The organism is Nocardia caishijiensis NBRC 108228 (genome assembly GCF_001612825.1).
GTDB lineage: Bacteria > Actinomycetota > Actinomycetes > Mycobacteriales > Mycobacteriaceae > Nocardia > Nocardia caishijiensis.
Genome location: NZ_BDBE01000039.1, coordinates 49257 through 71785, shown reverse-complemented (window position 1 = coordinate 71785; position 22529 = coordinate 49257). Strand labels below are relative to the sequence as shown.

General features: G+C 70.3%; 21 protein-coding genes. 14 read left to right on the top strand and 7 right to left on the bottom strand.

The genetic code is table 11. The features are described 5' to 3' along the window. Positions 1-22: 22 nt before the first annotated feature. Positions 23-283 carry a hypothetical protein gene (locus NC7_RS21670; protein WP_067986005.1) on the bottom strand — a complete coding sequence of 87 codons (261 nt, stop codon included), beginning with the start codon at positions 281-283 and terminating at the stop codon, positions 23-25. 176 nt (positions 284-459) lie between these two features. On the opposite strand from NC7_RS21670, the gene NC7_RS21665 reads away from it, so the two are divergent. The 4 genes from NC7_RS21665 to NC7_RS21650 all read left to right on the top strand — a co-directional run bounded on the left by NC7_RS21665 (position 460) and on the right by NC7_RS21650 (position 3953). Beyond that, positions 460-1461: a YeiH family protein gene (locus NC7_RS21665; RefSeq protein WP_067986003.1), complete on the top strand. Its 1002-nt coding sequence runs from the start codon at positions 460-462 to the stop codon at positions 1459-1461. A gap of 59 nt (positions 1462-1520) precedes the next feature. Next, on the top strand, positions 1521-2105 hold the full coding sequence (locus tag NC7_RS21660) for a YdcF family protein (RefSeq protein ID WP_067986001.1): 585 nt from the start codon (positions 1521-1523) through the stop codon (positions 2103-2105). Then, positions 2102-3022, top strand: a complete 921-nt coding sequence (locus tag NC7_RS21655) for a LysR substrate-binding domain-containing protein (RefSeq protein ID WP_067985999.1) — start codon at positions 2102-2104, stop codon at positions 3020-3022. The genes NC7_RS21660 and NC7_RS21655 overlap by 4 nt, the downstream gene beginning before the upstream one ends. A gap of 100 nt (positions 3023-3122) precedes the next feature. Further along, positions 3123-3953 carry an IclR family transcriptional regulator gene (locus tag NC7_RS21650; protein ID WP_067985998.1) on the top strand — a complete coding sequence of 277 codons (831 nt, stop codon included), beginning with the start codon at positions 3123-3125 and terminating at the stop codon, positions 3951-3953. 1 nt (position 3954) lies between these two features. Here NC7_RS21650 and NC7_RS21645 read toward each other — a convergent pair whose 3' ends face one another. Beyond that, entirely contained in the window at positions 3955-5646 is a 1692-nt protein-coding gene (locus NC7_RS21645; protein ID WP_067985996.1) for an FAD-binding dehydrogenase, read from the bottom strand. A gap of 93 nt (positions 5647-5739) precedes the next feature. On the opposite strand from NC7_RS21645, the gene NC7_RS21640 reads away from it, so the two are divergent. From NC7_RS21640 to NC7_RS21625, 4 genes are all read left to right on the top strand, one after another. Beyond that, positions 5740-5952, top strand: coding sequence for a hypothetical protein (locus NC7_RS21640; RefSeq protein ID WP_067985994.1), 213 nt, complete (start codon positions 5740-5742; stop codon positions 5950-5952). 232 nt (positions 5953-6184) lie between these two features. Continuing rightward, a complete protein-coding gene (locus NC7_RS21635) occupies positions 6185-6799 on the top strand; it encodes a cutinase family protein (RefSeq protein WP_236573617.1) in 615 nt (204 codons plus the stop codon). 48 nt (positions 6800-6847) lie between these two features. Beyond that, positions 6848-7153: a DapH/DapD/GlmU-related protein gene (locus tag NC7_RS21630; protein ID WP_218017651.1), complete on the top strand. Its 306-nt coding sequence runs from the start codon at positions 6848-6850 to the stop codon at positions 7151-7153. Between the two features lie 52 nt (positions 7154-7205). After that, a complete protein-coding gene (locus NC7_RS21625; RefSeq protein ID WP_067985990.1) occupies positions 7206-8084 on the top strand; it encodes an NmrA family NAD(P)-binding protein in 879 nt (292 codons plus the stop codon). Positions 8085-8141: 57 nt separating this feature from the next. Here the strand turns inward: NC7_RS21625 and NC7_RS21620 are convergent, their stop codons facing one another. The 5 genes from NC7_RS21620 to NC7_RS29625 all read right to left on the bottom strand — a co-directional run bounded on the left by NC7_RS21620 (position 8142) and on the right by NC7_RS29625 (position 15253). Further along, a complete protein-coding gene (locus tag NC7_RS21620; protein ID WP_067985989.1) occupies positions 8142-10160 on the bottom strand; it encodes an SDR family oxidoreductase in 2019 nt (672 codons plus the stop codon). Positions 10161-10405: 245 nt separating this feature from the next. Beyond that, positions 10406-11512: a glycosyltransferase gene (locus NC7_RS21615; RefSeq protein ID WP_067985987.1), complete on the bottom strand. Its 1107-nt coding sequence runs from the start codon at positions 11510-11512 to the stop codon at positions 10406-10408. Next, positions 11509-12840, bottom strand: coding sequence for a glutamate-1-semialdehyde 2,1-aminomutase (locus NC7_RS21610; RefSeq protein ID WP_067985985.1), 1332 nt, complete (start codon positions 12838-12840; stop codon positions 11509-11511). The genes NC7_RS21615 and NC7_RS21610 overlap by 4 nt, the downstream gene beginning before the upstream one ends. Beyond that, positions 12840-14222, bottom strand: a complete 1383-nt coding sequence (locus tag NC7_RS21605; protein WP_159372893.1) for a GNAT family N-acetyltransferase — start codon at positions 14220-14222, stop codon at positions 12840-12842. The genes NC7_RS21610 and NC7_RS21605 overlap by 1 nt, the downstream gene beginning before the upstream one ends. Before the next feature lie 8 nt (positions 14223-14230). Continuing rightward, the gene (locus NC7_RS29625; RefSeq protein WP_067985982.1) at positions 14231-15253 is read right to left on the bottom strand and encodes a hypothetical protein; all 1023 of its coding nucleotides are present in this window, start codon (positions 15251-15253) and stop codon (positions 14231-14233) included. Positions 15254-15481: 228 nt separating this feature from the next. Between NC7_RS29625 and NC7_RS21595 the strand changes: the two genes are divergently transcribed. Genes NC7_RS21595 through NC7_RS21570 form a run of 6 tightly spaced genes read left to right on the top strand, consistent with a single transcriptional unit; the run spans position 15482 to position 22432 of the window. Beyond that, positions 15482-16309, top strand: a complete 828-nt coding sequence (locus tag NC7_RS21595; RefSeq protein WP_236573611.1) for a glycosyltransferase — start codon at positions 15482-15484, stop codon at positions 16307-16309. A 6-nt stretch (positions 16310-16315) separates the two neighbouring features. Next, entirely contained in the window at positions 16316-17680 is a 1365-nt protein-coding gene (locus NC7_RS21590; protein WP_067985980.1) for an O-antigen ligase family protein, read from the top strand. After that, positions 17677-18735, top strand: coding sequence for a glycosyltransferase family 4 protein (locus NC7_RS21585; protein WP_067985978.1), 1059 nt, complete (start codon positions 17677-17679; stop codon positions 18733-18735). Before NC7_RS21590 ends, NC7_RS21585 begins: the two co-directional genes overlap by 4 nt. Continuing rightward, entirely contained in the window at positions 18732-20324 is a 1593-nt protein-coding gene (locus NC7_RS21580; RefSeq protein WP_067985976.1) for an oligosaccharide flippase family protein, read from the top strand. Before NC7_RS21585 ends, NC7_RS21580 begins: the two co-directional genes overlap by 4 nt. Continuing rightward, positions 20278-21300: a glycoside hydrolase 5 family protein gene (locus NC7_RS21575; RefSeq protein WP_067985974.1), complete on the top strand. Its 1023-nt coding sequence runs from the start codon at positions 20278-20280 to the stop codon at positions 21298-21300. Before NC7_RS21580 ends, NC7_RS21575 begins: the two co-directional genes overlap by 47 nt. After that, complete coding sequence (locus NC7_RS21570) at positions 21287-22432, top strand: glycosyltransferase family 4 protein (protein WP_067985972.1); 1146 nt, start codon at positions 21287-21289, stop codon at positions 22430-22432. Before NC7_RS21575 ends, NC7_RS21570 begins: the two co-directional genes overlap by 14 nt. Positions 22433-22529: the final 97 nt, after the last annotated feature.

The following is a 22529-nucleotide window of genomic DNA, read 5'->3' as shown; positions in this document are numbered from 1 at the left end:
CCGGTCCGCGGCGACCCGTCCGTCAGTCCTCGTCGCCCTCGCACCAATCGTCGAAGGCCTCGAATTCGGCCTCGTACTGGGGCGGGACGGAGTCCTCGACCGCGTCCTCGATGGGATCCCACACCTGATCGCAGTTCTCCGGCGCGGGCGGCCACGACTCGATGTACTGGACCAGCGGGGTCTTCGGCGCTTCCGGTTCCTCGGCGCTCGCCACCGCGGCCGAGCTCGAGGCGAAGGCACCCGCGACGGCCACGGCGGTGATGACCCGGTAAACAGCTCGCACAACATCCTCCTGTCTTCGGCGGCACTCGATGCCGCGTCGATTCTGCCTCGGCCTTACCCCTGGACCGCCGACCCAAGCACGCGGGCGAGCCCGTGTCGCGGCTCATAAGCCGCACTTATGTGCTCGTCGTGGTTCGGGGTCTACCCGGCGGGCCGGGGTCCGGCGATGGTGGGAACGTGAATCGTGTGGGGATCGTCGGGCCGGGGCTCGCGCTGGCACTGCTGCTGGCCGCCGTCGCCACTCCGTTGGGCAGGCTGCTGCCGATGGCCGGAGCGCCGGTGGTGGCCTTGCTCGCGGGCGCGGCGACCGGGATGTGGTTGCGGCGCCGCGGCAGCGCGCGGTTCGAGGCGGGCCTGGAGGTGGCCAGGCAGCGGGTGCTCGGTTGGGCCATCGTGCTGCTCGGGCTCGGTCTGCCGATGGGCGCGGTGCTCGGTGTCGGCCGCGAGACGGCGGCGGTGCTCGTCGGCACCCTGATCGCGGGTGCTGTCGCCGCGTTCGTCGTGGGGCGGATGCTCGCCGTCGACCGCGAATCGGCGACGCTGGTCGCCGTCGGGTCGACCATCTGCGGTGCCTCCGCCATCGCCGCCGCGACCGCGGTGCTGCGCCCCGACCGTCAACGGGTGGCCTACGCGCTCGGCACCATCTTCGTCTTCAACGTCGTCGCGGTCCTCGTCTATCCGCCACTGGGCCGGGCCATCGGGATGTCGCCGGAGGCCTTCGGGCTCTGGGCGGGCACGGCGATCAACGACACCTCCTCGGTGTTGGCCGCCGGTGTGGTGTTCGGGGCGGGTGCCGCGCAATTCGCCGTCGTGGTGAAGCTGGTCCGCAGCCTGGCCATCGTCCCGCTGTGCCTGGGTCTGCACCTGGGGCAGCGTCGCCTGGCCGAGCGGAACGGCACCGCACCCGGTTCCCTGCGGGAGAGTTTTCCGCTGTTCGTCGTGCTGTTCGTCGTGGCCTCGGTCGTCGCCGCCACCGGCGTCCTGCCCGCCGGGCTCACCGAGCCGCTCGCCGCGATCAGCGGCTGGCTGATCACCGCCGTGCTGGCCGCCATCGGCACGTCCCTGAGCCTGGATCGCCTGCGTTCGACCGGCCCACGCCCGCTGCTGCTCGGCGGGGCCATCGGGGTGGTGCTCGGTGTCTCGAGCCTGGCGTTGATGGCGCTCACCGGCTGGTGGTGAATCCCGAGGTCAGGTGGGCAATCCCGGCCGGAACGAGATCATCGTGGTTTGCTGGTGGGGTGCGCAGACGAAGCCGGATCGCCGTCGCCGCCCTCGGTGTGATGCTGTGGGGCGAGTGGGTGAACCGCCGCGCCTCCCGCACCGACGTGCACACCGACACCGGCGGTTCCGAAGCGGTGGTCGTCCTGGGATACCGCAATGCCGGGCCGCGCGCCAATGCCATGAACCGTTGGCGGGTCCGCGCGGGCCTGCGGTCCCTCGACCCCCGGGCGAACCGATCACGTCTGGTTCTGTGCGGTGGTGCCTGCGCGGGACCGGACACCGAGGCAGCCCTGCTGGCCCGCTACGCGCGCGAACGTGGATACACCGGTGAGCTCGTGCTCGAGGAGGACAGCCGATCCACCTGGGAGAACATCGCCTTCGCCCGGCCGTTCCTGACGGACGTGGATCGGATCAAGATCGTCTCCCTCCCGACGCACGCCGCCGTCGCACGCCGCTATCTCGCGGAACAGAGCCCCGAACTCGCCGCACGCCTGGTCCGAGGGCGCGACTACCGATTCGGCGAGTGGATGCCGCTCAAACCGGTGATCGCGCTCTACGGGGTGGCGAAGAACCTGGGTCGCGCACCGGCGAACGGCGCGTGATGCTGCCACCGGGAACCCCCGACCTCGAGGTCCTCGACCTGCTGGTCTCGGTCGCCGAGCTGGGCAGTCTCGGCGCCGCCGCGCGCAGGCACGGCATCACCCAGCCCGCCGCGAGCATGCGCGTCAGCGCCCTGGAACGGCGGATGCGGGTCACCCTGCTCGACCGGGGTCCCACCGGGTCCGAACTCACCGCCGCGGGACGCGCCGTCGTCGAGCACGCACGGCCGGTGCTCACCGCCGTGCGCGAGCTCGTCGACGACATCGAGCGACTGCGGGCCGCCCAGGCCACGCGTCTGCGCATCGCCGCCTCGAAAACCATTGCCGACCACCGTATTCCGCACTGGCTGGCGGCCCTGCGTACCGACCATCCCGAGGTCGTCGTCGCCCTGCACGTCGAGAACTCCACCCAGGTCGCCGCGCTGGTCCGCGACGGCGCCGCCGACGTGGGCTTCGTCGAGGGACCACACTCACCCGCCGGGCTCGGCAGCCGGGTGCTCGGTTCCGACGAACTGGTCGTCGTCGTGGCGCGGGATCACCCGTGGTCACGCAGGACGACCCCCGTGACGCTCGCGGAACTGGCCGACACCGCCCTGCTCTGGCGCGAACCCGGCTCCGGCACCCGCGACACCGTCTGGGACCTCCTCAGTGCCGCGGGCGCCCCGGCCGGACCGGCCGCCGAACTCGGCTCGGCCGCCGCCATCGTCGCCGCCGCCCGCACCGGCATGGCTCCGGCGGTGCTGAGCCGACTCGTCGCCGCACCCGATCTGGCCGCGGGCACCCTGGTCGAGGTGGCCTCGGCCGAGGCCACCCGGCTCACCCGCAAGTTCCGCGCGATCTGGCGGCGCGGCACGCCACCCACCGGCCCCGCCGAACTCCTCGTCGACCGCGCCGCCCGCCTCGAAGCGGCCCGGCGCTGACGAAATCGTCCGGGGTGTACCGCTCGGTCCAGCGAAATGGTGCGTCGGCGGCGCGGACGGCTCTAGGCTGTATCCGCTACACACTGTGGAGGTTGGATCTATGACGGTCGACATCGTGACCGAACCGGCGACGGAGGAACTGTGGACCGGATCGGGCCGGTCGGCCGGGACGCCGCCCACGTCGATGATCGAGCGGATGACACTCATCCTCGACGCCTTCGACGCGACCACCCCCACGCTCACCCTGCTCGGCCTGGCCGAACGCACCGGTCTGCCCCGGTCCACCGTGCACCGCATCCTCGACCAGATGATCCGATTGCGTTGGCTCGCACACACTCCCGGCGGCTACCGGCTCGGGTTGCGGGTGCTCGAACTCGGCGGTCTCGCCGCCGAACACAACGAACTGCGCGAAGTGGTCGGCCCACTGCTCTACGACCTCAGCCAGCGCACCGGTCTGGTCGGGCACCTCGCCGTGCTCGACGGCCGCGAGGTGCTGTTCCTGGATCGCGCGGGCAGACGCGGGCAGGTGGCGATCCCCACCCGCATCGGCGGCAGGCTCCCGGCCCACTGCACCGCCGTCGGCAAGGCGCTGCTCGCCACCCTCGAGCCCGGCATCGCCGAGGCGTCGCTGCGCGGCAACACCGTCGCCCGCACCGCCCGCACCATCATCGACCGGGTGGAACTGCACCGCGAACTGGCCCGCATCCGGCACCGCCAGGGCGTCGCCGTCGACACCGAGGAATCGCTGCCCGGCGTGGGATGTGTCGCGGTGCCGATCCGTGGCCGTGGGGTGGCGGTGGCGGCGATCTCGTTGTCGGGCACTGTGAACGGCGACCGGGCCGCCCTCGACACCGCGCGGCTGGCGCGCGCCCTCGCCGAGGTGGCCAACGAGGCATCGCGCGCCCTCGCGCCCCGGCACGGGCGCGGCTGACCTAACTCCGGCGCGCCATCGCCCGGCCCGCCGCGCGGCCGGAGAAGACGCACCCGCCGAGGAATGTGCCCTCGAGCGCGTTGTAGCCGTGCACGCCACCGCCGCCGAATCCGGCGACCTCCCCGGCGGCGTACAGGCCGTCGAACACCGAACCGTCCGGCCGGAGCACCTGCGAGTCGAGGTCGGTCTGCAAGCCGCCCAGCGTCTTTCGGGTGAGCACATTGAGCCGCACCGCGATGAGCGGGCCATGGGCCGGGTCGAGGATGCGGTGCGGGGCGACCACCCGCTGCACCTTGTCGCCGATGTATTTACGGGCGGCGGTGATCGCCGCGATCTGCGCGTCCTTGGTGAAGGGATTGGTCACCTCACGATCGCGGGCGACGATCTGGCGTTCCAGTTCCGCGGCATCGAGTTTCGGACCACGCGAGATCTCGTTCATGCCGTCCACCAGGGCGGTGAGCGAGTCGGCCACCACGAAATCGACACCGTGCTGCTTGAACGCCTCGACCGGGCCGGGTGCGCCCTTGGCCAGGCGGCTGCGCAGGGTGAGCTTCCAGTCCTTACCGGTGATGTCGGGATTCTGCTCGGAGCCGGAGAGGGCGAACTCCTTCTCGATGATCGTCTGGTTCAGCACGAACCACGAGTAGTCGTAGCCGGTCGAGAGGATCCGGCGCATCGTGGCGTTGGTGTCGAACCCGGGGAAGCACGGTGCGGGCATGCGCTGACCGTTCGCGTCGAACCACAGCGGCGACGGTCCGGGCAGGATGCGGATGGCGTGGTCGGGCCACACCGGATCCCAGTTGTTGATGCCCTCGGTGTAGTGCCACATACGGTCGCGGTTCACCAGAGACGCACCGGCGTTCTCGGAGATGGCGAGCATCCGGCCGTCGACGTAGGCGGGCACCCCCGAGATCATCGTCTCCGGGCAGGGGCCGAGGCGCTCGGTGGGCCAGTTGCGCCGGATGATGTCGTGCGCGTGCCCGATACCGCCCGTGCTCACCAGCACCGCCGGTGCGTGGACCTCGAACGCGCTCACCACGTCCCGGTTCGAGGCCACACCGCGCTCGGTGTCGCTCGGCGCGAGCACGCTGCCGCGCACACCGGTGACCGCGCCGTCGGTGACAACCAGTTCGTCGACCCGGTGGCGGAACGCGAACCGCACCAGACCCTTCGCCTCACCGGCCAGCACGGGCTCGAGGAACACCCGGAGTACTTCCGGACCGGTGCCCCAGGTGAGGTGGAAACGGGGCACCGAATTGCCGTGCCCGTCGGCGAGCGAGCCGCCGCGCTCGGCCCAGCCGACGATCGGGGTGATCCGTAATCCCAAGGCGTGCAGGTAGTCACGCTTCTCGTCGGTGGCGAAGCGCACGTAGGCGCGCGCCCACTGAACGGCCATGCTGTCCTCGTCGTCGAGGCGATCGAACCCGGCCGACCCCATCCAGTCCTGCAGGGCCAGTTCGTAGGAATCCTTGATGCCGAGCCTGCGCTGCTCGGGCGTGTCGACCAGGAACAGCCCACCCAGGGACCAGAACGCCTGCCCGCCCAGGTTGGCGCGGTTCTCCTGATCGACGACGAGCACCTTGCGTCCGGCCAGCACCAGTTCGTGGGTGGCGACCAGACCGGCGAGCCCGGAGCCGACGACGATCGCGTCGGGGGAGAAGTCATCGGTGGACTGAGGTGCTGCGCTCGACATGTAGGAAAGCTAGCATTGCGGCGACGGTGACCGGGGGGAGTCCTGGGAATCACCTGACCAGCGATGTTTCACCGAAGAAAGGCTCCAGCAACCATGAAGGTCCGCAACCGGGCGGGTGCCGCCGTGCTCACTCTCGCCGTGCTCGCCTCCCTCGGCGCCACCTCCTGCGGCAAGTCGCGCTGGTGTGAACGCGACCTCGGCGACGTGCACGTGGCCGACTCGTACTGCGAGAAGAACACCCCCGGCTACGAGTGGGAACCCGACAACGACAAGCCCAAGTACAAAAAGAAGTCCAAGAAGAAGTAAACCCACCGAGCGGCGCTGTGCCGCAGGCGATCCGAGACGCAACCGTGGCACAAGGGATGCGCAACGCATGCCGTGTCGATGCCGATGATCGGGTATCCCACCTCTGAGCACGTCGAATGCCGTTGAGGCAGACGGTAACTGCTCGATTCTCGATTCCTCACAACGGCGTGAGCAGGTGGTACCGATGAACTGTCGGAAGGTAATGCGTATCGGTTGGAAGCGCACAGCGACGATGCTGTCCGTGCTGCTTCTCGCCACGGGACTCGGTGCGGCGATCTCGCCGGGACCGACGGCGTGGGCACAGGGCTGTGCCGCAGTGGACGTCGTGATCGCCCGTGGCACAACAGAACCCGGGTATCTAGGGGCCGCCGTCGGCGACCCGCTCTACGCGGTACTGCGCGAGCGACTGGCGGTGGACACCAGCGCCCACCGCGTGGACTACCCCGCCGACCTGCTGGTTCCGTCCTCGGTGAGCGACGGGACCCGAGCGATGACAGGGCATCTCGTCGCCCGTGCGGCCGCCTGCCCGGACCAGCGGTTCATCCTGGTCGGCTATTCCCAGGGGGCGGTGGTCACCCACGGTGTGCTCGGTTCCCCTGCCGCACTGCTGCTCCCGGGGATGTGGACTCTGCCGCCGGAGTTGTCTCATCGTGTTCTCGCGGTGCTGCTCTTCGGTGACCCGTTGCGACTCGTCGGCGCAACCGTCCACCCGTGGTATGCCGATCGCACGCAGAATTACTGCGCCGCAGGGGATCCGGTGTGCGCGGGCGGCATCTTCCCCGCCGCCCACGGCACCTACGAGTGGGCCTTCGCCGACGCGGCGGGTCAGGTGAACGCCCGCCTGTGACGTCGGCCGCACCCGCTGTGCCGAGGGCCGGTGGTCCACAATCGTCGGATGGCGAGCGAGAACATGATGCTGATCCACGATCCCGACCTGCTGGAGCGAGGCGAGCGGGTGCTGGCTAACCGCCACTTCATCACCATGGGGCACCCGGTCGATCCCGAGGAGCGACGCAGGTTCCTCACCGGCGCACCGATCGAGGTGGCGGACAATGTCTGGATCGGTGCCGGGGCGACCATCCTGCCAGGCGTCACCATCGGCCGCGACGCGGTGGTGGCGGCGGGCGCGGTGGTCGCGGACGACGTGCCCGAGCGGAGCCTGGTGGCGGGCCCCAAGGCGGCGGTCCTCCGTCGTTGGTGACACCCGCGCCGCGCGGACGGAAACTGGCCGCGATGGGTCCTATCGTGCGGTGATGGGTCATCGAACGAAGAGAATCGTGGTCACCACCCCTACCGGACACGTCGGGTCGCGGGTGGTGCGGTTGTTGGTGCAGGCGGGGGTACGACCCCGGGTGCTGATGCGGCATCCGGGGCGGCTCGACGGTGCGCTGCGGGACCTGGTCGACGTGGTGCCGGTCGACCAAGGTGACGCGGACGCCGTGGTACGGGCCACCGAGGGGGCCGACCGGTTGTTCTGGGTCGACCCACCCGCACTGGTGGACGGTGATCCGGTGGCCGGGTACGCGCGCATGGGTGCCTCGGCGGCGCGGGCCGTGGTCGAGAACGGGATCGCGAAGACCGTGTTCCTCAGCAGTGGGGGAGCCGAGAAGCGTCGCGGCGCGGGGGAGATCGACGGACTCGGCCGCACCGAGGAACTGCTCGACGCCACCGGTGCCGATGTGCTGCATCTGCGGTGCGGGTACTTCTTCACCAACCTGCTGCCTCAACTCGACGAGATCCGCGCGGGCACCCTGTCCACGCCGTGGCCGCTCGACCACGCCATGCCCTGGGTCGATCCACGCGATATCGGTGAGGTCGCCGCGGTGCGGCTGCTGTCCGAGGACTGGTCGGGCCGCGTCGTGCAGGCCGTACACGGGCCGGAGGACCTCACCTTCACCCAGGTCGCCGCCGTCCTCGCGGCGCGACTCGGGCGCGCGGTCACCCCGATCCACCTTTCCGACGAGGAGTTCCGCGCCGCCCTGGCCGGGACCGGGCTCGGCGACGGGCAGATCGACGGAATCGCCGGGATGGCAGCGGGATTGAGTTCGGGCTACGTCCCGCAGGACACCCGAACCCTGCTCACCACCACCCCGATGACCCTGGCCGAATGGGCGTGCGGTCAGCTGGGATGACCACGCCTCCCGGTCACGCCACCCCCCGACGCAGCGAGTGCCGTGACCGGGAGCGGGTCACCAGTGCACGCCCGGCAGCATCCGGCTCACCCTGGCTGCCGGACTCGGAACGACCATCAGCGGGGCGAGGACCGGACCGAGGACCGTGAGCGGCCCGCGCGAGGACTCCTCGGTCTCGGCGGGTTCCGCGATCGCCGGTTCCGACGTGCCCTGCGCGGCAGTCGATTCGCCGAACAGGCGGTACCCGGTGTGCATGATGGTGCGCTTGAGCGACGGCAGGAACATCTCGACCGCCTGCGAGAACGTGCCGACCGGGGTGTCAATCCGGTCGGGGCGCTCGAGCAGGGCACGGACCACGATGCCCGCCGCCCGCTCCGGGTCCGGCAGCGGCAGTGCCCGGTAGAGCTCGGTCGGCGCGATCATCGGGGTGCGGACCAGCGGCATCCTGATCGAGGTGAATGTGATTCCCGCGTCACGGTTTTCGACAGCGGCGATGTCGCTGAAGTTGTCCAGCGCCGACTTGCTCGCGGCGTACGCGGCGAAGCGCGGCACCTTGGTCTGCACCGCGATCGAGGAGATGTTCACGATGTGCCCGAAGTGGCGTTCCCGCATCGAGGGCAGCAGTGCGAGGATGAGCCGCACCGCACCGAAGTAGTTGACCGCCATGGTCCGCTCGAAATCGTGCATGCGGTCCACCGAGTTGGCCACCGACCGCCGGATCGAGCGGCCCGCGTTGTTCACCAGGTAGTCGACGTGACCGTGCTCGGCGAGCACCGTCTGCACCAGCGCGCCCACCGCCGTCGCATCGGTGATGTCGCACGGGTAGGCGAAGGCGGACCCACCGTCGGCGCGAATGGATTCCGCTGCGGCATCGAGCTCCTCGACGCCACGGGCCACCATCAGCACCACCGCACCCCGACGCGCGACCGCATGCGCGGTGGCCAGCCCGATGCCCGACGACGCGCCGGTGATGAGGACCGTCCGGCCCGACAGCGGATGCGCCCCCGACCCGACGCGACCACGCTGCGGATCCAGATTCGCCCGCCAGAAGTCCCACAGCCGCTCGGCGTAGGTGTCGAACGCGGGAACCTCGAGTCCGGGCAGCAGCGCTCGCGTGGAATCGGAGACGAACTCGGCGGTGAAGCCGACGTGCGGGGCGACCTCGGCGGGAATGCCCGCCTGTTCGAACAGGAAGTCGCGCACCGCGTGTGCGCCGGGGACCTGCCCGAGCCCGCGCAGCGCCAACGCACTGCCCGGCACGGTTCCGATCCCGGTCGGTCCGCCCGCCGCGCTCGCCAGCGCACGGTAGATCTCACCGAACGGCTGCGGCCGCGGGTTGACCAGGTGGAATGTGCGTCCGTCCAGACCCGGACGGCGCACCAGGCGGGCCATGGCCTCGGCGACGTAGTCGACCGGAACCACGTTGGTCGCGCCCAGGTCCGGCAGGGGCAACGGCAATTCGGCGGGCAGGTCCGACAGCGCCGCGATCGCCGGGAAGAAGTAGTACGGGCCGTCGACCTTGTCCATCTCGCCGGTGCGCGAATCCCCGACCACGATCGCGGGGCGGTACACCCGCCACCGCACATCGGTGGCCTCGCGGACCAACTTCTCGGCCGCGAACTTGGTGCGGTGGTAGGGCGAGGTGAGGTTTTGGCCGAGGTCGAAATCCTCCTCGAAGAACTTGCCGTGGTGATCGCCCGCCACCGCGACCGAGGACACGTGGTGCAGCACCGCGCCGAGCCTGCGGGCCAGCTCGATCACCGCGCGGGTGCCGTTCACATTGGCCGCGTGGGCGGATTCCTCGTCGGCGGTCATGTCGTAGACCGCGCCGAGGTGCACCACGTGATCGGCGCGCGGCGGCTCGTCACCCAAGCCGAGCCCGTCGGCGGTCAGGTCGCCGACCAGCGCGAACACTCGGTCGCCGTCGGGATGCTGCGCGTTGAGCGCGGTGAATTTGGCCAGCGATCCGGCGCGCACCAGCACGTGCACGATCGCGGCCGGATCGGCGGCGAGCAACTCGCGAACCACTCGCCGACCCAGAAAACCGGTACCGCCCGTCACGATGTAGGAAACCATCGCCCCTCCTGAAAATGTCTCGAAACACGGTGTGCGCAAAGTGATCCGGCATGCGGCGGTGGATGTGGGGATCACGGGAACCCGGGAACGTCGTCGTCCGGGTGCGGCTAACCGTACTCGCCGGTAACAAAGGGGGCAAGCGACGGGGTGTGTGTCACCGTGTGGGAATTGTCACCCGTCGTCGCAGGTCAAAGGGTATGTGTGACAGTCGATTTCCGTAACCGCGAGTTTCGGGCAACTTCTCGCTAACGATGCGCGGCCAGTACCTCGGCGACGGTGTCGGCCATGCGCGCGCGGAATTTCTCCGGCGCGAAGCTGTCGGCGTGCGCGCGAATCTTCGCGGAATCGTAGGTGCCCGGGTCGAAGTGGCGCATCCGCTCGGCGAGGGCCGCGACCACCGCGTCGTCGCGACCGGGCGGGACGTATTCGCCGGTCACGCCCGGTCGCACGGTGTCGAGCGAGCCGCCCGCGCCGACCGCTAGCACCGGTGTTCCACAGGCCATGGCCTCCACCGGGACGATGCCGAAGTCCTCGATGCCCGGCATGAGCAACGCCCGGCAGCGTCGGTACATGTCCTGCAGCACGTCGGCGGAGGTGGCGCCGAGGAACGTGGTCTCCGGTCCGGCGATCCCCGCGAGTTGGTCGCGGAAACGGCCGTCACCGAGCACGACGAGCCGCACACCGGCGCGCTGCGCGGCCCGGATCGCCAGGTCGGCGCGCTTGTAAGGCACCAGTCGACCCGCGCACAGGAAGAAGTCCTCACGGGCAAGAGCCGAATCGGGGGTGAAGCGGGCGACCTGCACCGGCGGATTGACGACCGAGGCGGGCAGCCCCCACCAGTCGCGCACCCGGTCGGCGACCGCGTGCGAGTTGGCGATCACGTGGGTCAGGCGCGGCGCGGCGCGCAATTCGCCACGGCGAGCCAGTGTTCCGAGCGCACCGAGCGCGAGCTGACCCACCCGGCCACCCGCCTCCTGGGCGCGGAACTCCCGGTCCCATGCCCAACGTGCCGGGCTGTGGACGTAGGCGACCACCGGCGCGTCGGTGGCGAGAGCGGCCTGGGTGGCGAAGGCGTGATGGCTCACCACGACCACGTCGAAGTCGCGAAGCGGCATGCGTCGCAACACCGATGGCACCAGCGGCAGCAGGGGAGCGTGTCGACCGCCGGTGTAGCCGTGGGCGCGGCTGAGCCAGGTGTCGTGCACCGAACGGACCGGTTCGCGCAGCCCGCCGGGCGCCACGATGGGCGCGAAAACCTCGGCGTCGGGCCAGGTTTCGACGAACTCGCCGACCACGGCCTCCGATCCGCCGAATTCGGTGAATCGTTCGTGGACGATGGCGACACGGGTCATGGGAGGGTTCTCTCTTCGATCCGGCGGGGTGCGGCGGTGCGGCGCAGTGCTGGGGCGACGGGTCGGCCGCGCAGCAGCCCGTCGACGCGGCCGCGCTCGATCGCGCGGCGATACACCCGCGCGGCCTCGGCGCAGGCGGACACCGTGTCGGCGACGGCGTCGGCGTCGTGGGCGGCGGAGGTGACAAAGGACTGCCCGAGTACCCCGTGCTCGAGCAGTTCCTGGAGGAACAGGGTCCGAAAGGCCTGCGACGGCAGCCCTTCGGCGTCGAGGGTGCGGAAGATCAGGCACGACGGCCGTCCGCGCACCTGGAGGTGATCGGCGATGCCGTGTGCGGCGGCGACGGCGTTGACGCCGTCGGCGAGGGCGCGGCCCGCCTCCTCCATGCGGGCGATGGGGTCCTCGGTGCGGTAGGCCCGCACGACCGCGCGGAACGCCGCGAGGGCGGCGGTTTCCGGGCCGTGCGTGGTGGAGAGCAGGAACACCCGGTCACGATCGGTGCGCAGGCCGCCGAGTTCCATGTACTCACGCTTGCCCGCGAGCGCGGACAGTGGGAAGCCGTTGCCCATCGCCTTGCCCCAGCACGACAGGTCGGGTGTCACGCCGTAGACCGCTTGGGCGCCCCCGGCCGACCACCGGAAACCGGTGATCATCTCGTCGAACACCAGCAGCGTCGCGTGTCGATCGCACAGTGCGCGAACACCTTCGAGGTATCCGGACAGCGGCTCGGCCAGGGCGGTCGCCGCCTCGAGGAAGACCGCCGCCACGGTGCCGCTCGCCAGGATCGTGGCGAGCGCGTCGAGATCGTTGTAGGGGAAGGTCACGGTGTCGACGGCGGGGATGCCGCCCGACATCTCGGTGGTGCCGATGAACCAGTCGTCGACGGAGAAGAACGGTTGGTCGCAGACCGCGACTGTGGTGCGTCCGGTGACCGCGCGCGCGAGCCGAACGGCGGCGGTGGTGGCGTCGGAGCCGTTCTTGGCGAACTTGACCATGTCCGCGCCCGGAACCAGATCCAGGAAGTCCTGCGCGGCAAGGAGTTCCAGCTCGGTGGGCCGGGAGAAGCTCATGCCGTCGGCGGCGGCCTCGGCGGCCGCGCGCAGCACCGGTTCATAGCCGTGGCCGAGGGTGACCGACCGCAACCCCATCCCGTATTCCACGAACTCGTTGCCGTCGGCATCCCAGACGCGAGCGCCCTTGCCGCGCACCAGGACCGGTGCCATCGACTCGGGGTACTGGTCGACGCCGCGGGCATAGGTGTGCGCGCCACCGGGCACGAGGTCGTGCAGGCGTGCCTGGATCTCGGCGCTGCGAGTGAAGTCGCGCATCAGGTGAGCCCCCACAGATCGTGATCGACACACAGCCCGCTCGGCCCGCGATGGGCGGTGAGCAGGCCCTCGTGGGCGAAACCGGCGGCGGCGAGCACCGCGGCGGTGACCGTGTCGCCCACGGGGACCTCGGCCGCCATCCGCTGTACACCCAGCTCCGCGACAGCGTGCTCGATGACCGAGCGCAGGGCCACCGCCCACAGTTCGGGTTCGACACGGAGCGGATCGACCCAGGTGTAGAGCCCGGTGGCCTGGCAGGGCAGCGGTGAATCGTAGAGGTGGAATTCGCCCGCGTAAGTACCGTTCACGTCGAGTACGAGGCGCAGTCCGCTGGGTGATCGCAGGCCGAATCGGCTGTGCCACACCGTGCGATACCACTGAGCGCGGCTCTTCGATCGGTCTTGTCCGGCCGAGGAACCTTCCCCGGTGCCGAGCCTCTCCTGCCCGGACCGGGGGAACGAGCTCGTCGCCGTAGCCCTTGTGCGTCCCACCTGAGTCCACTGCGCCCTGTCCGTGCGAGTCAGGGTGCGCACCACCGTGTTCGGACTCGCCCGGACGGTCAACGCCACCGGGGCGGCGGGACGGTAGTGCCGCAGTTTCTCCCGCACAGACCACACCGACCATCGCAGGGCGGCCAGCGCGACCACCGCGCGCGGTACGCCGCTGTTCGCCGAGCCTGCGCCCGGTGCGGTGCTCGGCGGGTAGGTCGGCGTGGAAGTCCTCGGCTCCACGCCGGGAACGTCCGCGGGATCGGCCGGAACGAGCGGCGACAGCTGCGCGGCGGCCAGATCGGCGGGTGTCAGTGCCCACAGCGTGTGGTCCTTGCGCGCACCACCCGCGTCGTAGGCCCGGGCCATCGTCGCCTCGTGCCGAAAGCCGAGTCCCCGCAGGCAGCGCAGCGCCGGGTCGTTGTCGATGGACACCGGAGCGAGCACCCGCGCCACCCGGTGCACGCGGAACATGTGGTCGCACAACAACAGCAGGGCCCGGCCGATCAGCCCACGACCGGCCGCACCGGCATCGATCCAGGCACTCGCCTCCGCCGTCGCCGCCTCGGCGTCGATGATCGTGTACTCGACCTGACCCGCGAACCGCCCGTCGACCTCGATGACGCCGACGAACCGGCGACCGGCCCGCATATCGGCCCAGGCCACCAGGCACTCGCGCGCCCAGATCCGTGGCGTGTGCCGCTGCTCCCAGCTCAATGGGGAGGTGCCCCAGTGCGGTTCGATCCAGGCGCGGTCGCGCAACCGGATCTCACGCCACCGGTCGAAGTCCGACAGTCGCGGCGGGCGCAGGCGAACGAGACTGTCCCCGTGCCGGACCGGGCCGAAGGTCGGGCTCGACAACGCGGTCGGCGCCTCGGTGATCGTGCGCGACACGCCGCGCCTCAGTTCTCGCGCGGACCGGGCGACTTGGCGACCGGCGCGGCCCGCACCGGCCACTGCCGTGGCAGCACCGTGGTCTCGGGGTCGTAGTGCACGCTCGCGGAGCCGGTCACGTGTGGCACGGTCGCGGTGTCCGTGCGCGAAGGCGCGGCGGTGGGTTGGCGGTCGGTGGATTCCGCCTTCGTGAGATCCGGTGGCGCGGCCGCCGGTCGCACCGGTTCGGGACTCGTCGGGTCCGGCTTCGCGCCCCCGCGCCGCAGACCCCCACGCCGCGCGATCGCACCACGCGCCAGCACCACCGACTCCGCCACCACGATCAAGGTGGCCAGGGCCGCGAACAGCCCCTCCTGCACCGGATGCGGGGCGACCAGCTCCGAGCGGGGATTGGCCACCACCGTCAGGCGCGGCATGCCGAGCACCTGTCGGAATTCCATCTCGCGGGCCACGTCCCTGGCGTCGAAGCTCAGTTCCGGGCGCAACGGGTCGTCGGACAGGCGTTTGGTGAACGTGTCCTCCACCGCACGCCGGTGCGTCTCGAGATCGGCCGCCGAACGGGCGATCGCCTCGGTGCGCATCTGCGAGGCGACACTGTCCAGGGACTGCTGCACCGCGAAGACCAACTTCTCGGCTTGTTCGGGGGAACCCGCCTGCGCCTTGATGATCAACAGCGAGGGCGCGGGACCGGTCATGGCCGACACCCGGGGACGCAGATCCTGTTCCGACGGCGCGAGCCCGTTCTTCACCACATCCGAGAGCACCCGGCTCTCGGTGACGAGCACGATGTAGGGCTGGGTGAGTTCGTTGAAGACAGCGCCGATGGACTGCTGTGAGATCTGCGCCGTCAGACTCGCCTCATAGGTGCGGGAGCTTCCGTCACGGACGACCCACACCACGCCGCCGACGATCGCGGCGACCACGAGGGCGATCGGCAGGGCGCGCAGCAACGCGCGCAGATGGTCGGCGATGTTCACCCCGGACATGGCGGGGGTATCGGCGCCCGTGTCCGCCGGGTCGGTCTCGCTCACGCTGTCCCCACATTTCGCCGATCTTGTGCAGCGATGTTAGCTGGGGTTCCGCTGCGGAGCGAACTCTGAGCAGTGTGGCGAGCGTCATGAGTACCCGTACTGGGAATTGCGAAACATTCTTGCTCTGCTTCTCGATGTGAATGTCGATTGCCCGGCGGGTACTGTGCACGCGAACGGGCACCCGCCGCGTGACGCGGGCCCGCTGAGTGTCTTGGAGGATGTGCTGTGGTGGGGGTGCCTGTCTCGGTGTGTGTCCCCGCCTTCAACGCGGCCCGCACCATCACCGAGACCATCGACTCGATCCGGGCTCAGGACTTCGGCGACATCGAGATCGTCGTTCTCGACAACGCCAGCACCGACGGCACCGGCGACCTGGTGCGATCCATGCGCGACGAACGCCTCCGGCTACACACCAACGACACCGTGCTCCCGATGACCGAGAACTGGAACCGGGTGATGAGCCTCGCCGACGGCGAGCTGGTGAAACTGGTCTGCGCCGACGACCTCATCACCCCGGATTGCCTGTCCGCGCAGGTCGAGACGTTGCGTGATGAGCGAATCGCCGTCGCGGGCGCGAAATTCGACGTCATCGACGACGAGGGCGCGGTCCTGGCCCGTGCCCGTGGGCTGGCCGGGCTGATCGGGCGCAGGTCCTCGCGGGCCGCGATACGGACCTTCGTGCGCAAACTGCCCGACGACCTGTGCCCCACCGCCGCGTTCCTGTTCCGCCGCCGCGAATTCGAGGCGACCGGCGGTTTCCGCACCGACTTCTTCTACGCGATGGACATCGACCTGGTCGCCCGGTTGTGCGCTCGCGGTGGGTTCTTCGGGCACAACCGGCCGCTGGCGGTGAGCCGGGCGTCGATGTTCAATCATTCCTCGACCACCTCGACCCTGAGCAAGTTCTCCGACGTCGTGCGTTTCAACCATCACGCCCGCCGCGAACACCGTGAGCTGGTGCGCCCGGTCGATGTGTTCGCCGGTGATGTCACCGTGGCGCGCCAGGCCGTGGTCCGTCTCGGTGCTCGGGCCAGGCAACTGGCCGGGCGGGGCTGAGGCGCGATGAGCTCGCTGCTGTACCTGGCCGCCATCCCGGTGGGCTGGGTCTTTCTGCGCTGGATCCGGTTCCGCCCCCAGCGCGGGGTGTTGCTGGTCGCGGCGCTCGTCCCGTTCAACGGTCTGCTCGAGATCGCTCCGGGGTGGATGCAGGTGGCGGGCTGGAAGGAAGCGTTGCTGTGCCTGACGCTGGTGGTGGCCCTGTTCGTGCCGCACCGCCAGACCGAACCGCGTCCGACGCTGCCGTGGGTGCCCCTCGGTGCCGCGCTGTGTGTGTTCGGGGTGGTCTCGGCGTTCGTCACCGCCGGAACCCTCGGCCTGTTCGCCATCAAGATCACGTTCTTCTACTTCGTCGTGGTCCCGCTGATCCTCTACCTGCGGCCGTTCACTGCGCGCGACCGCGACCTGCTGGTGACGATCATGATGGTCGAGTCGGTCGGCATCGCGGCGTTCGGCCTGGCCCAGCAGGCGATCGGCGGTGCCGGACTGGCGAAGATGGGCTACGAGTACAACGAGACGATCCGCTTCGCCGGTGGTCTCCTGCGCTCGTTCAGCACCTTCAACCAGCCGTTCCCGTATGCCTTCTACCTGGTGACAGTGTTGCTGGTGGGCGGCTCGGTGGCGCTGGCCGATCCACGGCGCGCACGCAATCGGATGTTCCTGATGACCACCCCGATCCTGGTGCTCGGCGCCGCCGCGAGCGTGGTGCGCGCGGCATTGGCCGGATTGCTCGTCGGCGCGCTGCTGCTGGCGGTGGTGCGGTACCGGCGCCAACTGATGCCGGTGATCCTCGGGTCGGTCGCGGTGGTCGTCGTCGGCGGCATCGCGGTGTCGTCGCAGGCCAGCAGTTCGCTGTTCTCCTCGTCGAGCCTGGCCGATCGCAGCACCGGTTGGAACACCGTGATGCGCACCGTCGGCAGCCACCCCTTCGGTGACGGGCTCGGCTCCACCGGTGCGGCGGCGGCGCGACTGCTCGTCGAGGAACTCGGGCCGATGGCGGAGAACATGCCGTACGCCACCGGGGAGGTCCAGATCTACGGGCGCCCCTATCAGCCCGACAACTACTACGTGAAGCTGCTCATCGAGCTCGGGCCGATCGGGGTGTGGCTGTTCTGCGCCATCCTCGTGGTGATCTTCCTGCTGGCGTTCCGTGGCGCCCGCGCCCTGCGCGGCCCGGATTCCGCGCTGGCACTCGGCGTCGCGGCGTCCGTGCTCGCCAGCGCGGTCGCGGCATTGGCGTCCAGCTACTTCGAGATCTTCCCGACCGACTTCTATTTCTGGCTGCTCGCCGCCGTCGTCGGCTGTGCGGTCACGCAACGACGACCGGTGACCGCCGAGCCGAACTCTGTCCCCGAACAGGTGGCGTCATGATCGAAACTTCCAGCGGCGCACTCTGTTTCGGTGCGTTGGCGTTCCGGCCGAACGGGGCGGGCGTCGCCACCTACCAGCGTGAGCTGCTGGCGAGGATGGCCGGGCTGCTGCCGGGAACCGCGTTGACGGCACTCGTCCAGGCCGATGCCGCGCCCGTGTTGCCCGAGGGCATCGCGGCGGTGACCCGGCCGGTCTCGGCGGGCGCACGACGGGCCTGGCACGGCATCGCTCCGCAGCGCGGGACCGACGTGTTCCACGGACTCGATGTCGACATCCCGCTCACCGGCCCCCGCGCCACCGTGAGCACCGTGCACGACCTGTCGGTGTTCGACGTGCCGTGGGCATTCAGCCGCTACCGGGCGCGCGGCGAGCAACTGCTGCTTCGCCTGTCGCTGACCCGCGCCGACCTGCTCATCGCCGTCTCCGAATTCACCGCGCAACGCATAGCCGACCGTTTCGGCCGCGAGGCCGTCGTGGTCCCGCTGGCCCCGGCGGCCTGGGCGACGGTGCCCGACGAGACCGCCGTGGCGCGGGTGCGCGCCCGGTACGCACTGCCGCCACGCTTCGTGCTGCAGGTCGGCACCGTCGAGCCACGCAAACAGGTCGGCATGCTCGCGCAGGTGGCGAGCGAACTCGACATCCCGCTCGTGCTGGCGGGCGCCGGGTCCGACGGCCCGCAGGCACCGGCCTCGGCGATCGGGCTCGGGTACGTCGATCTCGCCGACCTGCCCGCCCTCTACGCGGCCGCGACCGTGGTCGCCTACTGCTCGGAATACGAGGGCTTCGGGCTGCCGCCGGTGGAGGCGATGGCCTGCGGCGGCGCCGTCGTCGCCAGCGCTGTGGGTGCGCTCCCGCAGGTCTGCGGCGACGGCGCGATCCTCGTCGAGGGCAGGAATCCCGACGCCTGGGTCCGTGCCCTACGCCCGCTCCTGCACGACGAGGCGGCCAACCGGGAGCTGCGCGAGCGCGGTCTGGTAGCGATGGAGAAGCTGAGCTGGCAGGCCACCGCCGAGGCCACCGTCGCCGCGTATCGCACCGCTGGACTCCTGCCGTGACCGAGCAGAGCGCCGCTCTCGACGAGCAAGCCGAGAGCAGGCGCCGTGCGCAATCGGGTCGCGCGGCGGCCAACAACTCCGCCGCCATGCTGGCCGCCCGGATCTTCGCCGCGGCGCTCGGCCTGCTCGGCACCACCCTCATCGCGCGCTCGCTGCCGACGGTCGAATGGGGCTACTTCTCCTTCGTCTTCGGCCTGCTCGGCATGCTGGCGATCGTCACCGATCTGGGTGTCGGACGCGCGGTCATCGGCAAACTCGTGCACGGCGACCCCACCGAGGCCTCCGAGGTGGCCGCCTCGTTCATCGTGCTGCGCACCGTCCTCGGCCTGCTCGGCTACGGCCTGGCCATCGGTTACGTCCTCGTGTTGCGCTGTCCCGCACCGGTGGTCGCGGCCACGGCGCTCGCGGGCCTGGTGGTGGTGATCGCCACGCCGAGCCACGCGCTGACCATCCTGTTTCAGTCGACGATGCGGCTGACGCTGGTCGCTGCCGCCGAATCCCTCGCGCGCTGTGTGCAATTGGCGCTCACGATCGCCGCAGTGCTGTGGGCACCGACGCTGCTGTGGGTGGTGGTGCCCGCGATCGCCTACGAGGTGGTCGCGGTCGCGGTGAAGATCGTCGCGGTGAGCCGCGGTCTCGGCGGACCGATCCCGGCCCGGCGCGTCGAGCTGCGCTGGTGGGGACCGATGCTGCGCGAAGCGCTGCCGCTGAGCATCGGCCTGGCGCTCATCATCATGTTGCAGAAGGTCGGCCTGCTGCTGCTCGGGCACGCCGACAGCTTCGAAGCCGTCGGCCTGTTCGCCGTCGGCATGAAATTCGCCGACCTGCTCGACACCGCCGCCGTCTCGGTCGTCGCGCCCCTGACGACCCTGCTCATCGCCCTGTGGCCCGACGACCCGCCCCGTTTCCGTCGCTACTTCCGGCAGGCGAACACCGCGCTGATCGCCCTCGGGCTGCTCGCGGTCGTAGCTTTCTGGCCGGTCGCCGGTCAGGTGATCGGTCTGCTGTTCGGCGCGGATTTCGTCCAAGCCGCCGACGCGGGCCGGATCCAGGTGACGGCGGGTCTGCTCGGCGCGGTGGCGAACCTCGGACTGGTCGCGCTCATGGCGACCGGGCGCAACACCCTGATCCCGTGGATCGCCGGGCTGGCGCTCGCGGTGAATCTGGCGACCGCGTGGCCGTTGATCGACCGGATGTCCTACGAGGGTGCCGCGATCGCCGGGCTGATCGCCCAGGTGGTGCTGCTGATCTCGGTGTGGGTCGCGGTGCTGGCGACGGTCCGGTTGCGTCGGTTGCTCCCGGTTACGACCGTCGCCGCGATCACCGCTGTCGCGGTCGCCGTCGTGGTCGCCGCGAGCCTCGCCCAGCGGCACTGGGCGCCCCCGTGGATTCTCACCTGCGCGCTGGCCTGCCTGATATACGTTCTCTTCGCCGGAAGCATCATGCGAAGGACCGAGGGATTGACCATACGAAGTTTGCGAGGACCGGACACCGATGACACTGTGGCGAATCGCTCGGGCGGGACTGACCGCCGTGGTCGTCATGGCGACAGTCCTCGGGTGCGCGCCGGAGCCGACGGCCGAGACTGATCCGGTGGTGCGCAACGGTCTCGGTATCTCGGGCGGACACAGCTGGCTGCAGCTCGACGCCGCCGAACTCGACCGGCAGATGGGACTGGTCGCGCGGACCGGCGCCACCTGGGTGCGCATCGACATCGACTGGTCGGTGATCGAACCCGTTCGCGGCGAACAGGATTGGACGGCCACCGACCGTGCGGTGCGCGCCGCGCGCGCCCACGACCTGTCGGTGTTGGCGATCCTCACCTACGCGCCCGCGTGGGCCGGGCAGCACGGTGGCGACGGCGGCAGCAAGACCGCGCCGCAACCGGTGTTGTTCGGGCGGTTCGTCGGCGACGCGGTGGCGCACTACCGCGACCAGATCTCGCACTGGGAGGTCTGGAACGAGCCCAATGTGTCGGCCTTCTTCGCCCCGAAACCCGACGTCGCCACCTACGCGCACCTGCTGCGCCAGGCCGCGCTCGCGGTGCGCGCACGTCAGCCGCACGGGCAGGTCATCGTCGGCGGGCTGGCACCGGCCACCGACGACGGCCGCGACATCGCCCCAACCACCTTCGTCGAAGCGCTGTACGCACTCGGCGCCGCGCCCGACTTCGACGCCGTCGCGGTGCATCCGTACTCGTACCCGGAGCTGCCGGAATCACAGAGCTGGTACAACGCCTTCGGCAACCTCATGCGGATCCGCCGCATCATGGACGCCAACCACGACACCACGATGAAGTTGTGGCCCACCGAGTTCGGTGCGCCCACCGGTTCCGGAGCCCGCGCCGTGAGCGAGGACGTGCAGGCCCAGATCATCGATCAGGGACTCGGCATGGTCGCCGCCATCCACGATGTCGGCCCCGTTTTCGTCTACTCGCTGGTCGACGCGGGCGGCGACCCGCACAACCTCGAGGACAACTTCGGGTTGCTGCGTCGCGACTACTCCGAGAAACCGGCGGTGACCGTGGTGCGCAACCACGCGGAGGTGCTGCGTGCCGGGCGCTGAGCGGGACCTGCTGTTCGTCGCCCACAGCGCGCAGGCTTCGGGCGCCGAGAAGGTGATGCTCGATCTGATCGAGGTGGCCGTCGTGCGTGGGTACCGAGTGCGGGTGGCGTGTCCGGTCGGCGCGCTCAGCGAGCGGCTGCCCGACTCGGTGGGGCATGTTGCGATCCCGGAACTCGGCCTGTCGGGTCAGCAGGGCGGTGCGCGGTTCGCGGCCGCACTGGTGATGCTGTGGCACTGGGTGTCGGCCGCCGCCGCGTTGCGCAAGGCCTCGCGCGGTGGCCGGGCACGGCTGGTGGTGAACTCGACGATGGCCCTGCCCACCGTGGCGATGTCGGTGCCCCGGCGCCGTGACACCGTGTGGTTGGTACACGACATTCTCGCCAGCACAAGACAATTCGCGGTTGCGCGGATCGGTCGGATGGCGCTGGCACGGGCCGTCGCGGTGTCGGAACGGGCGGCGGCGCCGGTGCGTGCGCTCGGGATCGAGACCGAGGTGGCCTGGCTCGGGGTGCCGTGGCCGGTCGAGCCCGCACCCGTGGTGGTTCGCTCGCGACCCGTGGTCGGCATCCTCGGTGTGATCACCGAGTGGAAGGGCCACCACGTGCTGCTGGAAGCCGTCGCGGCACTTCCCGACGTGAGTGTCGAGATCGCGGGACAGGCACTGCCCGGCGACGAACCGTACCTGGCGCGACTGCGCGACCGCGCGGCCCAGCCCGACCTGGCCGGTCGTGTGCGCTTCCTCGGCCACGTCGACCCACTGCCGACCATCCGAGGCTGGGACGTCCTCGTTTCGGCCAGTGTCCTCCCCGAAGCGGGACCACTGGTGGTGCTCGAGGCGATGAGCGTGGGCGTCCCGGTCGTCGCCACCGACCACGGCGGCAATGTGAGCACCGACGCCGCGGTATGCGTCCGCCCCGACGACCCACACGCCCTGCGCGAGGCGCTGAGCCGGATCACCGAGGATCACCCACTGCGCGCTCGGCTCCGCGAAGCGGGACTCGCGAAGATCGCCACCAGGCACAACCGCACCCGGACCCGCCCGCACATGTTCGACACGGTGGTCGGCGACGGGGACCGAGCGATGTCGACACCGGCCGGGAACTCGACGTCGGCAGCACCGGACTCACCGTAACCCTCGGTGAGTCGGCCCGGTGGGCCGTGGCGTACCGGCCGTCCTTCGATCGGTGGGCCCATCAACCGTGCGCGCTCGGCGTGGGTTTCCGGTGGGT

Coding starts and splice junctions, on each gene's coding strand:
- NC7_RS21635 (WP_236573617.1), top strand. CDS start 6,185: ATGCTGTCCGTGCTGCTTCTCGCCACGGGACTCGGTGCGGCGATCTCG.
- NC7_RS21625 (WP_067985990.1), top strand. CDS start 7,206: ATGGGTCATCGAACGAAGAGAATCGTGGTCACCACCCCTACCGGACAC.
- NC7_RS21575 (WP_067985974.1), top strand. CDS start 20,278: ATGGCGACAGTCCTCGGGTGCGCGCCGGAGCCGACGGCCGAGACTGAT.
- NC7_RS21640 (WP_067985994.1), top strand. CDS start 5,740: ATGAAGGTCCGCAACCGGGCGGGTGCCGCCGTGCTCACTCTCGCCGTG.
- NC7_RS21630 (WP_218017651.1), top strand. CDS start 6,848: ATGGCGAGCGAGAACATGATGCTGATCCACGATCCCGACCTGCTGGAG.
- NC7_RS21620 (WP_067985989.1), bottom strand. CDS start 10,160: ATGGTTTCCTACATCGTGACGGGCGGTACCGGTTTTCTGGGTCGGCGA.
- NC7_RS21585 (WP_067985978.1), top strand. CDS start 17,677: ATGATCGAAACTTCCAGCGGCGCACTCTGTTTCGGTGCGTTGGCGTTC.
- NC7_RS21590 (WP_067985980.1), top strand. CDS start 16,316: ATGAGCTCGCTGCTGTACCTGGCCGCCATCCCGGTGGGCTGGGTCTTT.
- NC7_RS21645 (WP_067985996.1), bottom strand. CDS start 5,646: ATGTCGAGCGCAGCACCTCAGTCCACCGATGACTTCTCCCCCGACGCG.
- NC7_RS21615 (WP_067985987.1), bottom strand. CDS start 11,512: ATGACCCGTGTCGCCATCGTCCACGAACGATTCACCGAATTCGGCGGA.
- NC7_RS21610 (WP_067985985.1), bottom strand. CDS start 12,840: ATGCGCGACTTCACTCGCAGCGCCGAGATCCAGGCACGCCTGCACGAC.
- NC7_RS21650 (WP_067985998.1), top strand. CDS start 3,123: ATGACGGTCGACATCGTGACCGAACCGGCGACGGAGGAACTGTGGACC.